General features: G+C 35.5%; 11 protein-coding genes. 3 read left to right on the top strand and 8 right to left on the bottom strand.

Going from position 1 to position 15,747, the window contains the following annotated elements:
• Positions 1 to 606: 606 nt before the first annotated feature.
• Both QQS35_RS15835 and QQS35_RS15830 read right to left on the bottom strand, forming a co-directional pair.
• Positions 607 to 1,368: a TerC family protein gene (locus tag QQS35_RS15835; RefSeq protein ID WP_285933197.1), complete on the bottom strand. Its 762-nt coding sequence runs from the start codon at positions 1,366 to 1,368 to the stop codon at positions 607 to 609.
• An 84-nt stretch (positions 1,369 to 1,452) separates the two neighbouring features.
• A complete protein-coding gene (locus QQS35_RS15830) occupies positions 1,453 to 1,599 on the bottom strand; it encodes an FbpB family small basic protein (RefSeq protein ID WP_285933196.1) in 147 nt (48 codons plus the stop codon).
• 464 nt (positions 1,600 to 2,063) lie between these two features.
• On the opposite strand from QQS35_RS15830, the gene QQS35_RS15825 reads away from it, so the two are divergent.
• The 3 genes from QQS35_RS15825 (at position 2,064) to QQS35_RS15815 (ending at position 4,279) form a co-directional block, all read left to right on the top strand.
• Positions 2,064 to 2,831, top strand: coding sequence for a PRC-barrel domain-containing protein (locus QQS35_RS15825; RefSeq protein WP_285933195.1), 768 nt, complete (start codon positions 2,064 to 2,066; stop codon positions 2,829 to 2,831).
• Positions 2,832 to 3,237: 406 nt separating this feature from the next.
• Positions 3,238 to 3,951: a TerC family protein gene (locus tag QQS35_RS15820; RefSeq protein WP_285933194.1), complete on the top strand. Its 714-nt coding sequence runs from the start codon at positions 3,238 to 3,240 to the stop codon at positions 3,949 to 3,951.
• 121 nt (positions 3,952 to 4,072) lie between these two features.
• Entirely contained in the window at positions 4,073 to 4,279 is a 207-nt protein-coding gene (locus QQS35_RS15815; protein ID WP_285933193.1) for a hypothetical protein, read from the top strand.
• A 73-nt stretch (positions 4,280 to 4,352) separates the two neighbouring features.
• On the opposite strand, the gene yicI is transcribed toward QQS35_RS15815, so the two are convergent.
• The 6 genes from yicI to QQS35_RS15785 form a co-directional block, all read right to left on the bottom strand.
• Positions 4,353 to 6,668, bottom strand: coding sequence for an alpha-xylosidase (gene yicI / locus QQS35_RS15810; protein ID WP_285933191.1), 2,316 nt, complete (start codon positions 6,666 to 6,668; stop codon positions 4,353 to 4,355).
• Positions 6,669 to 6,748: 80 nt separating this feature from the next.
• Complete coding sequence (locus QQS35_RS15805; protein WP_285933190.1) at positions 6,749 to 8,779, bottom strand: beta-galactosidase; 2,031 nt, start codon at positions 8,777 to 8,779, stop codon at positions 6,749 to 6,751.
• Positions 8,780 to 8,816: 37 nt separating this feature from the next.
• Positions 8,817 to 11,603, bottom strand: coding sequence for a glycoside hydrolase family 3 C-terminal domain-containing protein (locus tag QQS35_RS15800; protein WP_285933189.1), 2,787 nt, complete (start codon positions 11,601 to 11,603; stop codon positions 8,817 to 8,819).
• A gap of 206 nt (positions 11,604 to 11,809) precedes the next feature.
• Positions 11,810 to 13,510, bottom strand: coding sequence for an ABC transporter substrate-binding protein (locus tag QQS35_RS15795; RefSeq protein ID WP_285933188.1), 1,701 nt, complete (start codon positions 13,508 to 13,510; stop codon positions 11,810 to 11,812).
• Positions 13,511 to 13,561: 51 nt separating this feature from the next.
• On the bottom strand, positions 13,562 to 14,452 hold the full coding sequence (locus QQS35_RS15790; protein ID WP_285933187.1) for a carbohydrate ABC transporter permease: 891 nt from the start codon (positions 14,450 to 14,452) through the stop codon (positions 13,562 to 13,564).
• A gap of 92 nt (positions 14,453 to 14,544) precedes the next feature.
• Positions 14,545 to 15,549, bottom strand: a complete 1,005-nt coding sequence (locus QQS35_RS15785) for an ABC transporter permease (protein ID WP_285933186.1) — start codon at positions 15,547 to 15,549, stop codon at positions 14,545 to 14,547.
• Positions 15,550 to 15,747: the final 198 nt, after the last annotated feature.

The raw sequence follows: 15,747 nt of genomic DNA, 5'->3' as shown, positions 1-15,747 counted from the left end.
AGTTGTGATCCAACGCTGCGGAAAAACACTCGCTTTCCATGGGGAACGCTTCAGTCTCCTCGCTCGCAAAGACCGCTCACTGTGGGGCCTTCAGATGTTCCTTTCCCATAGGACATTGAAATGACATCCATAAATTTACCCCACACGAAGAAAATGGCTCTTTATTTTCGAGGAGTCTCGTATTTTCCCTGCGCTTAGTATCGTTTTCTATTTCAAGTGAGAGGTAGTTGGACCTTGGTTAAATGCACTGTAACGGAACATATTAAAAAACTTTACAATCATAAGAAAGATTATTCAATAGATGCTATTTTTCAGCGTATCAAGTTAAATTGGCGACACTCCTGCAGGAACAGCGAATGTTTTAGGGTGGGGCGAGTAATCGCAGTCCCACGAGCTGAAGATCCACTCAGAAGCGGTTTTATTCTGAGTTAGCTGAAGCCGTGCGCGGAAAGGGAGCCAATTTTGCTTGAGGAGCGAGGCCAGTGCTCTATTGCTCACTTTATATTAAGTATGAAATAACAACACCATTAAAAAGAGCCTATGTTTTTAATAAAACTGAAGATAGAACTACCAAAAATCTGGTAATTCCATCCTCGTTTTGTAACATTAGCTAGCTTTCTTTTTATCTTTCGAAAAGAACCAACCCGCTGCAGCAATTCCTAGTAAGACTGTATAAAAAATCAGCTTCCATTCAGTTGAATGAGCAAACTCATATGAAATAACACCTATATCTTTATGTCCTAATGTTAAGACAGCAAGTTTGACACCTACCCATCCTACAATGGCAAAAGCAGCAATTTCTAGACCAGGTCTTGCATGAAGTAATTTAACAAACAAATTAGCAGCAAATCGCATGATGATTAGACCAATTAATCCGCCCGCAAATATGACTAGGAACTTTCCTCCATCCATACCACCGATAGCTGGTAAGTTTGTATTGGGAAGTGTCATTGCCAAGGCAACGGCAGCTAAAATTGAATCGACTGCGAACGCAATGTCTGCAAGCTCAACTTTGATAACTGTTCCCCAGAATCCTGATTTCTTTTTTTCCTTTTTATCTTTCTTGTGCTCTATCTTTTTAAAGATTAACTTTCTTAGTATATGGTTAATTGCAATAAATAATAGGTATAGAGCACCTATCGCTTGTACCTGCCAAACATCCACTAAAAACGAAATAATAAATAATGAAGCTAAACGGAATACAAATGCACCTGCAAGTCCATAAAATAATGCCTTTTTTCTTTCTTCATCAGGAAGATGCTTTACCATAATAGCTAAAACTAGTGCATTATCAGCAGCTAGTAAACCTTCTAGTGCTATTAATAATAATAATACCCATCCATATTCTAAAATAATTGATATATCCAATACATTATTCCCCTTTGTAGTTAATTAATAAACTGACTTTTTGAATATTTACTTCATAATAACGAGATTTTTTTATATTTTTCATTACTTAAATTTTATAAACTTTAATATGTGGCCAGTAAACGTTGGTTCTTTTTTCTTTTGTTCGACTTTTACAGATTGTTTGTCATCCAATAGTTGTTTCATGTTAGTTTGAATCAGCTCAGTAAATGATAGTTTACTATTCTTCAAAGCTTTAGCTCTCCTTCTATTTTTTTATTTATTGAAAGTTCATATTGGATTTTTTCGGTTTTACAGAACAAATAAAAACCTTTACCGAAAACAGTAAAGGTTTTTTGAACAATAAAAGACCTTTACCAATAGGCAAAGGTCTTGCTAACAACCGATCGTTGCCAACAAAGCCGAGAGATGCAGACACCTCTGTAATGACGACATTGCTGTAAAAGCTACTCCCCTTTGAGGAGAAACATTCAATTTGTAAATTAAATATATGTTATTTAGAAGGAACTGTCAATATAATGTTTTAAATTTTATACTTATTTATATAAAAAGTTGATTTCATTAATTAATCCACTCATTTCAAATCAGTAAACTAATCACTTTAACCACCATACATGTTTAAAAAAATTCATATCAGGTAACAAGAATAATAAGAAAGAATTTAAATGTACACTTGATATTAGGAGGTTTTTACTGTGTTACATTTTTCAAATCGCATTCAAGAATTCAAAGTACAAGCTACTGATGATGAATTAGGTAAAGTAAAAGACATTTATTTTGATGAAGATAATTGGGTCGTTCGTTATCTTGTTGTAGATACGAAAAAGTGGTTACCTGGACGCAAAGTTCTAGTATCTCCAATATCTTTTGATTATGTAGATTATGATAACTCGAAAGTGGCTATTTTCGAATCGAAAGATAGTATTAAAAACAGTCCAACGATTGATGAGAAAAAACCAGTCTCAAGGAAACACGAGTTAGAAGTTAATAGTTACTTTGGTTGGCCGCTTTATTGGAACGGTTTAGGTACTAATAACACTTTATGGGGTGGTTTCGATACTCCTCAAGAGTTAAATCGTATTAACCGAGCAGAAGATGCACTTCCTGTAGAACAAGAAGAAGAAACAAAATTGAGAAGTGTAAAAGAAATTAAAGGCGACTTTAATGGTTACACCATTCAAGCTAGTGACGGGCAAATTGGTCATATAACAGATTTCATCATTGATGATTACAACTGGAAGCTACGTTATTTCATTGTAGAAACAAGAAATTGGTTACCAGGTAAATTCATCATGTTATCGGTTGATTGGATTGAAGACATTTCATGGCCAGATAGCAAAGTATTTGTTGATTTACCAAAAGAAGTCATTAAAAATGGTCCTTTCTTAAATATTGAAAGTCCTATCACAAGAGAAGACGAGATAAATCTTTACGATTACTACCAAAAAACACCATATTTTTAAAGATAATCAATAAATGCCTGTTAACGATTGCAGGCATTTTTTTGTTTAGTATTATTCACAAGCATAACCCTCGATATTCTCCAGCAAAATCCCAATATACTCTTTTTTAAGAATTGGACAGTTTAGCAGCTTGCTATTCTAAGATAGAATATTTATTTTATAAACCATATCCTTCCGTTGGTTAAGTTAGATCTTGATTTTGCTGTTCTACAATAAATTCTAGATCTTTAAACGAGATTAATTAAAAAAATATAAAGAATAGGTATTTTAATGCTCATGCGTGAGATACGGAATTTTTGTTTTGAAAAAAATATACTTTTTTGGTTTACTCTCCTACTTCTATTCATAAAATCAAATATGGACAAACTTTTATACTAATGTTTTGTACTTAGGAGGAAGATAAAAATTGGATCTACTTTTCTCACTTGGACTCACAGTTACGTCCGCTGCAACGATTTCATTTTTAAAAATAATAGCTATTGACATTATCCTATCTGGTGACAATGCTGTAGTCATTGCAATGGCCACGAAATCTTTACCTAAAGAACATCAAAATAAAGCAATACTATTTGGTACTGCTGGTGCAGTCCTTCTCCGGATACTTTTTGCCGTTATAATTGTTTACTTGCTGCAAATTCCTTTTGTAAACCTCATTGGAGGAATGTTACTGTTATGGATTGCTTATAACTTACTTGTCGAGGAAGAAGAACAAGCACATGTAACTTCACACAATGGTCTTTTTAAAGCAATAACAACAATAATTATAGCAGATGCGGTAATGAGTCTTGATAATGTTATCGCGATAACTGGTGCAGCACATGGAGATATCAAAATGATTGCATTTGGTGTAATGGTAAGTATTCCGATTATGATATTTGGTTCCAAAATAATCGTAAAAGCTTTAGAAAAGTATCGATGGATTTCCTATATTGGATCTGGTATTCTTGCATGGACTGCAGGAGAAATGATTATAACTGATAAGAAATTAATTGAGCTACTAAACCTTCAACACGATTCTACTAATTATCTAATCATTGCCATCATTACAGTAACAAATTTAATCGTTGGCTATGCTATGAACAAAAGCTCTTCAGACGATAACTTTCATAAGGCTTCTTGAAGCTACCCTCACCGACTTCTCTAAGTCGATGAGGGTAGCTTTTATTCAAATTAAACTATGGGTACCACAACTCATCTTATAATGGACCAGAAATAATGATATTGTTTACCTACATGAACATATGAAGATCACACCGGATGGCGATCCTACCAATAACTTGTCTTATAACGGCTCTTTAGAGAACAAAGCTTATTATATTGCCAGTAGTAAAGAATCACTTGTTGGGAAAACAATTCCAAAGATGGTAATTGAAAATGTTCAAGCAGCAGTTCCAGGACAAGCGACGGTTGACAAATTAATTAGAAAACTAAAAAAAGATGAAAAATAATCCTTAAAAGCTAAGCAAAACAGCCCTTTTGTGAAAATCAAAAGAACTGCCTTGTAAAAAAACATATGTTTAGTTATAACGTAATAGTAAAGCTATAATCAGATGGAGCTGGTGTAATCTTTACTGCATTTAATTCGGCGGACCATGTACCACTTGTGGTAGTAGATATAGATTTTTCATCATGTAATACAATAGAATATGCTTTACCATTCATGTCTGCTTTCACTAATATACTTCTACCTTGACGTGATAGATGCAAAGAGCCAGTCATCTTCCCATGCACATCATGAATGATTGTATTTGTATCTACTTGGTCTTGTAATGCATACACATGAAAGGTTATATCACTCGAGTAATCATAATCCGGCTTATCAATTACAGCCCCTCTGGGCAATATCGTGTTCTCTTTTACAAACAAAGGTAAACTCATATAATCATATTTTTCTTTTCTCCATATGTTTCCCTCAATTTTTTCTCCTGATAACAAATGCGTCCATATACCTGATGGTAAGTAGTAGGACCCAACTCCCTCTTCGTTGAAGATTGGAGCAACTAGAATCGATTCACCTAGCATATATTGTTTATCCAACGTCTCACAAAGGGTATCTTCAGGGAACTCTAATAACATCGAACGCATAACCGGAATACCTGTTTTACTGTTTTCAACAGCAGCACTATACAAATAAGGCATTAAACTATTTTTTAGTTGCACAAAATGCCGTGCTACATCAACTGACTCCTCATCAAATTTCCATGGAACACGATACGATGAACTGCCATGGAATCGACTATGACTGGAAAGTAAACCGAAAGCTGTCCAACGCTTGAAAACATCTGGTGTAGCTGTATTTTCAAACCCTCCTATGTCATGGCTCCAATAACCAAATCCAGACATCGTCAACGATAATCCCCCACGTAGACTCTCAGCCATGGCTTCATACGTTGAATCACAATCGCCACCCCAATGGACAGGAAATTTTTGACCACCAGCTGTAGCAGCTCTAGCAAATACGATTGCTTCTTTTGCACCTTTTTCTTTCTTAAGCAATTCGAAAACTACTTCATTATATTTGTAAGCATAGTAATTATGCATTTTGTATGGATCAGATCCATCGTAATAAGTTACATCGGTAGGTATCCGTTCACCAAAATCAGTTTTGAAGGAATCAACGCCCATATCAAGTAAGATTTTTAACTTATCCGCAAACCATTTACAAGCTTTTGGATTACTGAAATCAACGATTCCCATACCAGCTTGCCAAAGATCCCATTGCCAAACATCGCCATTCGGTCTTTTTAACAAATAACCGTTTTCGACTGCTTCATCAAACAACTTTGATTTTTGGGCAATATATGGGTTAATCCAAACACAAATCTTTAATCCCTTATCTTTAAGACGTCGAAGCATTCCTTCTGGGTCAGGAAAATGTTCATCATCCCACACAAAGTTACTCCATTCAAATCCTTTCATCCAGAAACAATCAAAGTGAAAAACACTTAACGGGATGCCACGTTCAGCCATTCCATCAACAAAGTGGTTTACAGTAGTCTCATCATAATCGGTTGTAAATGACGTTGACAGCCATAAGCCAAACGACCATGCTGGTGGAAGGGCAGGCTTTCCAGTTAGATTCGTATAGCGACTAACTACTTCTTTTGGTGTTGGTCCATTGATAATATAGTAATCTAGGTATTCTCCACGTACACTATACTGTGACTTAGAAACTACTTCCGATCCCAATTCAAAGCTTACTTCTTCTGGATGGTTAACAAATACTCCATACCCTCTGTTACTCATATAAAAAGGAATATTTTTATATGATTGTTCAGAACTAGTACCACCGTCTTCATTCCAAATATCTACTGTTTGCCCGTTTTTGATATATGGAGTGAATCGTTCTCCTAATCCGTATAATTGCTCTCCAACATGTAACCTAAGTTGACCTCTCATGTATGTGGAATTCTCAGGCCCTGTTATCCATGCTAGACCTTTAGAATCAGATTCCGTTAACTTTTTATCTCCATTTAAAAATTTCATTCCAAATTGTTTTTTATTAATCTTTACATTCAAATCACCACTAATGAATGTAATTTCATCATCATTTGTGTCTAGATGATGGGTAGAACTTTCGTTTTTTACATCAAAATTAGGATGCTTTTTAATTCCACCTTTAAAATGCCATGTCTGAATACGGATAATATTATCGGATGGAGATGATAACTTAATTGTAAGCATTGGACCATCTAACGTATCCCCTCTGTGATTTATGTCTTTACAAGGTGCGTAAAGCGTAACACTTTCTTCAGTGACATCGATATCATGAACAATTCGAGGATGGTTAATCGTAAACCCTTCTTTAACAAGCCAGTTACCACTAGTGAATTTCATTTTTATACAACTCCTCTGTATTCTTTAATGAATATTTTCACGCATTTAATAAGATTGAGCATACATTTGGATTACATATACTAGTTTACTAATATCATAACTGACTTGGAGTCAATGCTAACGTTGCCCGTAAAAGATATACCGCTAATTAGATCTCTTGTTTCCTTTTCCCCCAAATCAAAAGTAGAGATCTTGTCGTTATGGTTCATAACAAATAAATACGATACACCTTCTTTAATCCGTTCAGATATCTCTACACCACTATCAGCACTTATCACATGAGGTTCTATTTCTCTTTCTGTACATAGATTAGCTAATAAGCCTCTTAGAAATGCTTGGTCTGGACTGGACGCGATATAAAACGCATTACCTTTACCAAATTTATTTTTAGTAACAACTGGCATGCCTTTGTAAAAATCAGATCCATATGTTGCTAATACCTCTGCACCTTCTGAATGAATAAGGTCGAATAGAATATTGCATTCATATTCACCTTTTAGTCCTCCCCACGTTTCCTCCATAACGATTTGGTTTTTTAATTTAGGATCAAGCGCATCAATCTCTTCTGACCATATCCCTAGTAGTTCACGAAGTTCACCAGGATAGCCACCGAGGGTAACTAAATCATTCTCATTGACAATACCGCTAAAGAACGTAGAGATAAACGTCCCTCCGCTTTTAACAAAGGATTCTAGCTTTTTCGTATATCCTTGCTTCACCATATATAATACAGGCGCGATAACGATTTCATAATCACTTAAATCTTTTTCTACTCCAATCATATCTACTTGGATATTTTGTTCATAAAGCGCATCGTAGTATTTGTGAACCTCTTTAACGTAATCTAACGCAACAGAAGGACCACTTGACAAATCAATAGCCCACCTGTTTTCCCAATCAAAAACAATCGCTATTTTTGATTTCACTCGAGCATCTAAAAAGTCATCTGATAATTGAATAAGTTCATTTCCTAGTTCAGCACTTTCCTTAAATACACGCGTATGTTCATGCCCAACATGCTCAATTACAGCACCATGATACTTTTCGGTGGCACCTATGGATCTACGTAATTGAAAAAACATAACAGTATCAGCGCCACGCGCAATCGCTTGGTAACTCCACAAACTCATTACTCCTGGTCGTTTTAGTGAATTATACGCTTGCCAATTTTGTTGGCTTGGTGTTTGTTCCATTAACATAAACGGTTGACCGCTTTTTAAACCTCTCATTAGGTCATGTGTCATCGCAGTAAAACTCACAGGTGTATCTAATGATGGGTAATTATCCCATGACACAACATCCATTTCTTTAGCCCATTTGAAATAATCTAATTCCGGATAAAACCCCATCAAATTAGTTGTAATTGGAGTTTCTTGTGTATATTTACGAATCGCATTTCTTTCGAGTTTATAGCAATCTAGTAAACTATCTGATTGGAAACGACGATAATCTAAAGAAATACCTTGGAAATTCGTATTCTTGCCACCTTGCCATTCTTCGCTCAAGATATTTGGTGGTACGACTTCATCCCATGCATAAAATGTATGTCCCCAAAATCGTGTATTCCAAGCTTTGTTAACTGCTTGAAGTGTTTTGTATCTATCCTGAAGCCATTCCCGAAAATTTTTCGCGCAATTTTCACAATAACAATAACCACCATATTCATTAGAAATATGCCAAATTAGTATTGCCGGATGGTCTTTATACCGTTCAGCTAACTTATCTGCTATTCTTTCAGCATATTTTCTGTAGGTTGGACTACTTGGGCAAGAATTATGTCTTCCTCCAAATTTTCTTTTTCTGCCTTCAAAGTCAACTCTCAATACATCAGGGTATTTTTTTGCCATCCACGCTGGGTGAGCACCGGTGCTGGTTGCTAAACAAATATACACATTATTTTTATACAATTTTTCTATTATTTCATCGAGCCATTCAAAATTGTATGTATCTTCATCTGGCTGGCTCAAAGCCCATGAAAAAACGTTAATTGTAGCAACATCAATTCCTGCAAGGTCAAACATTCTTAAATCTTCATCCCAAACATGTTTATCCCACTGCTCTGGGTTATAGTCTCCTCCGTACCATACTTTTGGTAATTTTTCATTTATCATGGGAGTTTTCCCTCCTATTGGCTTAACCACTTTAGATTTAAATTTTGTTGAATTCTATCCATTCAATCTGCATACCTGGTTTAATGAAGTCTAATTTTAGATTATATAAACCCGCTTCAAGTTCGATTTTCACAAGCTTTTGTTTAATCCACTTACCATCTGTTCCATTGGTTTGTATAGTGGTCATCAATTGGTCATTTAGTGTCACGTTACATGCAGTTTGTGATTGATTTGTTTCAGGTGACATGATTTTCACAATAATACGATAAAGTCCTCCATCTTCTACTTTAATAAAGCTTGGTATCGCAGGATTTGGATTGACTTTAATATAATCAAACAAAGATTGTGCTTCTATAGAATTCAATGAAGGATTACCAGAAAATTTATTTATCGTTTCTACAATTTCTTGTTTTCTAGAAAAGACAGGTGCATCCATTAAGAATTCACATATATTCATTGCACTTCGTTGTAATTCACCACGAGTTAATGTGCCATCTTCTAATGATTTGATTGTATTATCTTCAGATGAATTTATTTCTGCTCCATAATTATTAACGACCATATATAAGTCGTTTTGTGAACGAACCATATAATTCGTATTTCTCGTATCCGCCACGCCACCAAAACTAGAACCATTCATTTTTGCCCACCAGTCGGTCATAACAACTCCATTAAATCCCCATTCTTTACGAAGCACAGTCGTATTTAAGTCATAATTCGAAGCTGCCCAGTGTCCATTGATGGGATTATACGATGTCATAATCCCTTTTGCGCCACCTTCTTTAACAGCCATTTCAAAGCCTTTCAGATAAATTTCTCTAAGCGCACGCTCAGTAACAACTGCATCCACATTCGTACGTGAATATTCCTGACTGTTACAAGCAAAATGTTTAAGCGTGGCATGCGCACCACTTTTCATGATTCCACGTGTATTTGCTACAGCAAACGCACCAGTAATAAGTGGGTCTTCTGAAAAATATTCGAAGTTACGTCCATTTAATGGACTTCTTCTAATATTAATCCCTGGTCCTAATAACATATCAATGTTATTATTTATTAATTCTTTTCCTTCTAATTCATATAACTCTTCAACTAATTTAACATCCCAAGTTGCCGCAAGTAATGTTCCAATTGGAACTTGTGTGGCTTTATGACCACTGTCCATTCGAATACCTGAAGGACCATCAGCAGTACAACCAACCGGAATACCATAATTAAACAAACTATCACTTACACCCCCAAATGCCGAAGCGGTTCCCGGTGTAACGAGAGGACTACTCATTCCTTCCCCTCGTACAATTGTAGCAAGCTCTTCATCTGATAGCTGGGCAATAAATGCTTCGATTCCCACTTTTTCTTCATAAACATCCTTCAATTTATAACCTTTGTTTCCTGTTTGCTTATATGTTTGAGGTAGATTTTTCTCTATTCTTTCTGCTAAAGAGATTTTTTGCTTCGGTGCTTCTATATAAGTTAATTCATATGAACCATCTTCTTTTTGCACCCCTGGCTTCATTCTTGTGAAGCTTTCTGTTGGTGCCAATACCTCCTCTAATTGTTCAATGACCTGAAGGCTATCTAATCCATAACCGTCCTTTCCATCAATACCTATTTTCACTACATCCTTAACACTGTTGCCTACATAAAAATGATATAGGCCACTTTCTAACACATAGGCAGAAGGGTGACCCGTTACTCCACTATCATCATACGAGGCCATACGTTTAACAGGAAAACTAATTGATAGCATCTGAATTTCACCGGGTTGAAGCAAGTTTGTTTTCACAAATGCTGCTAATACTTTTGAAGGTTGACCTAACTTTCCTTGGGGTGCCTCATAATAGACCTGAACAACTTCCTTTCCAGCAAATATAGGTCCAATATTTTCAACCCTAACATTTAATTCAACATAATTTTCTCCTGATTTGGTAACTATTTTAGCTTCGTCAGGATCAATCTTGAAAGCTGTATAAGATAAACCGTATCCAAAAGCAAACTGCACCCTCTCCGGACAAAACGTCTCAAAATAACGATAACCTACATAAATATCTTCCTGATAAACGTTTCTATGTTCATTCCCATGATTACTAGTCGATGGGTAGTCATTAATTGAATAAGCAATTGTATCAGTTAATTTACCACTAGGATTCACATCACCAACTAATACATCGGCAGCGGCGTTACCACCTTCCATACCACCTTGCCATGTATAGATAACACTGTTGATAGGGTTTACATAACTAGAATCATTAAGCCAATCCATATCAATAATATTTGATACATTAAGTACCACACAAACCTGTTCAAAGTATTTACTAACGAGTCTAAGCATTTCTTTCTCTTCTAACGTTAGTTGATAACTTCCCGGTTCATCAGCATTATCTTGATCTTCACCAGCAGTACGTCCAATTACAATAACCGCTTTATCCGAATCATCCCTTGCCTCTCTCACTATTGTATCTGTTAATGGCATCTCCTTTTGATGCCAAGGTTCAGCTGCCCAGCCACCGCCACCATTATCAAATGGGTTTTGTTTTATCCATTTCTTATATGTAGCCGCCAAATCCTCATTAACTTTTGTTTGTTTTTTACTTTGAAGTGCTTCTAATAGATTGGTCGTGTAAGTAACATTCACACTACCACCAGAACCTGTTCCGCTTCTATAGTAATCTAACTGTGTTCTTCCAAAAATAGAAACAGTTTCTCCTTGTTTAATCGGAAGTACTTGTTCTTCATTTTTCAATAGAACTGCCCCATCTGCTGCAACTTTCCTACTAAATTCTGCAAAGCCTTTTAATGGAGTACCTATTTTTTGGTTACTCATCTTGTTCCCCTCCAACTTATGTATTTTCATTAATATCTAAAGGACAATAGATAGGAAGTCTTTTTTAAAATTTAGCCTGACTCCTCTACTTTAGTGGAATCAGGCTAATTTATTACTTAATTTTATCAATTTCAAAATATCGATTTTATCGTCACCTACAACGCAGATGACTAAATAAGGTAATTATGAAATTGACTTAATTACAATTATTTTGTACCCCATAATTCCATTGTATCTTGTGTTAATTTAGTCATCGCTTCATTCGCAGCTTCAATATTCATTTCTTCTAATTCTTTTAACATGGAGTCCCATGCCGCATCAAATTCTTCTGGTTCACTAAGGATGGCTTGTGTGATTCTTTGCTCTGTTAAATCATCCGCTTTTTGTTGAATAATTTGTAGGTCGCTTCCTGGCTCGATTGTATAGTTTGCTGCTGTACCATGTTGAGAAACACCCAACTCTTCTGTTTTAGGGAACCATTCAATCCAATTATCCATACCATACTCAGCTAGAACTTCTTTTTCCACTTCATTAAAATTATCAATGATATCTTGCTCAGAATTTGGTGTAATTGATTGTCCGTTAGAATCTACAGCACCATTTCCCCATTGTGGGAATGGATAAATATAATAACCAACACCCGTTTCCTTTGCATAATTAGCATCATTGTTCATACGTTCTCTGTCATCTTCTTGCATCACACGTTTTCCATCAACGATGTCATAGTTTTCGCCTTCCACACCCCAGTTCACTAGAATTTGCGCTTCTTCTGAGGCCATCCAATCTAAAAATTCAAATGCTCTTTCTTGGTTTTCACTTGTTGAAGAAATGGCAATTCCCCAACCTCCTGCAAAACCATAATCCTTAAGACCTTGTGACTTATATTCATCATCTATAGTTACCGGAAGTGGGGCGTACGTTCTATTTTCTTTACCATCAGCTACTAGTGCTTTATCTGCATCAGCAATGTCCCAATCTTGATCGGCGACACTTAAGACTCGACCTGATGAAAGTTTAGAAATGTATGTGTCATATGTTTGTGTAAAGGACTCTGGATCAAGTAATCCTTTGGCATTTAACCCGTTTAACCATTTAAAGTATTCTTTCACTTCCGGCTTTAAAAATTTATAAGTTGCTTCACCTGTATCATCGTTTATAGCCCACTGTCCGTCATCTGGAATTCCAGCAGCAAATCCAGCAGGGTTACCAACTGTGATTAGCCAACGCCAGTCACTACCTAGCAAAGAAAGTCCAAGTGTTTTTTGTCCATCAATTTCAGGATACTTTTCTTTATATTCAGTTATAGCAGCTTCATATTCTTCTAATGTATTAATTTCAGGGTAACCTAGTTCACGTAGTACATCTAGTTGAACTTGGAAAGTACCACTTGTTGACCAATACGCTCCTTCTACACCATAGGTTCCTACAGTATAGATGCTAGGGTCATCTACATCTCTACGAAGTCGATCAATTTGATCTCCATACATTGCCTTTAGATTGTCTCCCTTTTCTTCAATTAAATCGTCTAGCTTAATAACACCACCAGCTTCAATCAACTTACCAATATCCCCTTTAGCATAAATCATATCTGGATAATCGCCACTAGCAATCATCAACGGAATTGTTTCATCATTTCCGCCTACAGGATAGTCTATTTCTAAAGTAACTCCAGTCGCCTCTGTAATCTTCTGAGCAACAGGATCATCAAAGTTTTTTTCCTCCCCATCAGCACTAAAAAAAGAAAGTGTAATCGGTTCTTTTGAAGCGCTATCATCATTTTCATTCGTTGAATCTGATTGATCATCTGAGGACGATGAACTTGATGAATCATCACTACAAGCCGTCATAATCATCGCCCCAAGTATAAACAGTAAAGACAGTGTATAAATAGATAATTTCTTTTTCATATATTCTCCTCCATTTCATTTAACACACTTATAATAATTTTTCATTAATACCTAACTCTTAACAGCACCCAATGTTAAACCTGTTACAAAGTATTTCTGCAAGAAAGGATAAACTAACAAAATAGGAACCGTTGCAATAATTGTGATTGCCATTTTTATAGATTGTGGATTTGTCTGATCAGCTATTACTTGTGCATTTTGTGAAGTAACATCACCTCCTGAAATATTAGCATTATCTAGTATTTTCATTAGTTCAAATTGTAATGTAGTTAGGTTCTCGTTTGATCTTGCATATAAGTACGTATCAAACCAACTATTCCATTGACCGACAGCCAAAAATAAAGCAATTGTTGCGATGACTGGTAAGCATAAAGGTACAATAATTCTCCAGAAAATCGTAAAATCATTTGCTCCGTCAATTTTAGCCGATTCTTCTAAGGCTGGTGGTATATTATCCATGAATGAGCGGATAATGATTACGTTAAAGGCAGAGATTAACATTGGTAAAATATAAACTGCAAACTCATTAATTAAACCAAGATGTCTAATTAACATGTATTCAGGAATTAACCCACCACTCACAAACATGGTTATAACAAGTAAAAAACCAACTTGTTTATTGAAGACAAAATCCCTTCGGCTTAATGTATAAGCAAGCATGGTACTCGCTATAACTCCAGTAACAGTACCAACCACTGTTCTTAATACGGACATAAAAAATGCTTGTAACAATCGATCATTGCTTCCAAATATCTCCTTATAATTTGCAAAGGTAAATTCTCTTGGCCAAATATGTATGCCTCCCTTTGCTGTATCTACGGCATTGTTTAATGAAATAGCTAATATATTCAGAAATGGATACAATGTGATAATCAGTACAAATACCATGAATAAAACAAGAACAATGTCAAAGAATGTCCACTTCTTGAAATCTTTTTTCATATTTCTTCCCCTTCCTTAAAAGCTTAGGAAAATAGTATGGATAGATTCTCTTCCCGCATACCCTTTACCTACTAGCTGAAATCTTATATCTATTAAAAGACACGCCCCTCGCCAATCTTTTTGGCGAATTGGTTACAAATTAAAATAAGTATAACGCTAATAACTGATTTAAAAATACCAATTGCCGTACCAAAGGAATAACGGAACATACCAATACCATAATCAAGTGCGTATAAGTCAATCACAAGTGCTTTATCTGCAACAACGTTGTTACCTAATAGCATTTGTTTCTCAAAACCAATGTTGATAAGATTTCCAATACTTAATATTAATAAAACAATAATGACGGGCCTGATACTTGGTAAAGTAATATGCCACATTTGTCTTAGTCTACTTGCACCGTCAACCTTAGCAGCCTCATATAATTGTGGGTCCACCCCAGCCATAGCAGCTAAATAAATAATTGCGTTCCACCCTGTCTCTTTCCATACATCAGCAACAGTTACGATTCCCCAAAACAAATCGGGATTTGACATAAATCCAATTGGGCTATCTATTAAGCCCAGTCCTACCAAGATGTTATTAATTACCCCTTCTTGAGCCAGCATCGTTATAACAATATTGGCACCAATAACCCATGAGACAAAGTGCGGTAAATATGAAATTGTTTGAGTCAGTTTCTTAAAGGTTATTAATCTTACTTCATTTAGTAATAATGCAAATGTTATTGCAGACAATGTTCCGAATACTAGACCGAGAATACCCATTCCTAGTGTATTTTCTAACGCTTGATAGAACATTGGCTCTTGGAATAAATCTTTAAAATGTTGAAGCCCTACCCATTCTTGATCAAACATTCCGAATTGTGGTTTGTAGTCTTGGAATGCCATTAACCAACCACCGATTGGTATATATTTAAATACAATTAACCAAATAACAAATGGAAAAGACATTAAAATCAATGCTTTTTGTCTACTTGCTCTTTTCCAAAAACCTTTTTTCTTTGGGTTAATTGGTGGCTTCTTATTCATTCCAACTTGGTTTTTAAATAAAGGATTATTCGACTGTCCACTAACTTCGCTAATAGATTTCCCCATATACTTCTCTCCTTACTGAGTAAATACAAAGTACTGTTTGTCATTAAGTTCTTTTGATAACTCCCTTAGTTACATTTTAAAAGAAAACGGTTACATATAACACACGTTAAATTAGACTAAAAATCATGTATAAATTAGCTATGGCTAATTCTTACTGGTTATTTCACACATAATTTCACTGCATTTCTTATAAATATG

The organism is Aquibacillus rhizosphaerae (assembly GCF_030282825.1).
In the GTDB taxonomy this organism is placed as follows: domain Bacteria; phylum Bacillota; class Bacilli; order Bacillales; family Amphibacillaceae; genus Aquibacillus_C; species Aquibacillus_C rhizosphaerae.
Note: the sequence above shows the minus strand (reverse complement) of the source record. Positions and strands in the feature narration are given on the sequence as shown.

Coding starts and splice junctions, on each gene's coding strand:
- QQS35_RS15790 (WP_285933187.1), bottom strand. CDS start 14,452: ATGAAAAAAGATTTCAAGAAGTGGACATTCTTTGACATTGTTCTTGTT.
- QQS35_RS15815 (WP_285933193.1), top strand. CDS start 4,073: ATGAAGATCACACCGGATGGCGATCCTACCAATAACTTGTCTTATAAC.
- QQS35_RS15785 (WP_285933186.1), bottom strand. CDS start 15,549: ATGGGGAAATCTATTAGCGAAGTTAGTGGACAGTCGAATAATCCTTTA.
- QQS35_RS15795 (WP_285933188.1), bottom strand. CDS start 13,510: ATGAAAAAGAAATTATCTATTTATACACTGTCTTTACTGTTTATACTT.
- QQS35_RS15805 (WP_285933190.1), bottom strand. CDS start 8,779: ATGATAAATGAAAAATTACCAAAAGTATGGTACGGAGGAGACTATAAC.
- QQS35_RS15800 (WP_285933189.1), bottom strand. CDS start 11,603: ATGAGTAACCAAAAAATAGGTACTCCATTAAAAGGCTTTGCAGAATTT.
- yicI (WP_285933191.1), bottom strand. CDS start 6,668: ATGAAATTCACTAGTGGTAACTGGCTTGTTAAAGAAGGGTTTACGATT.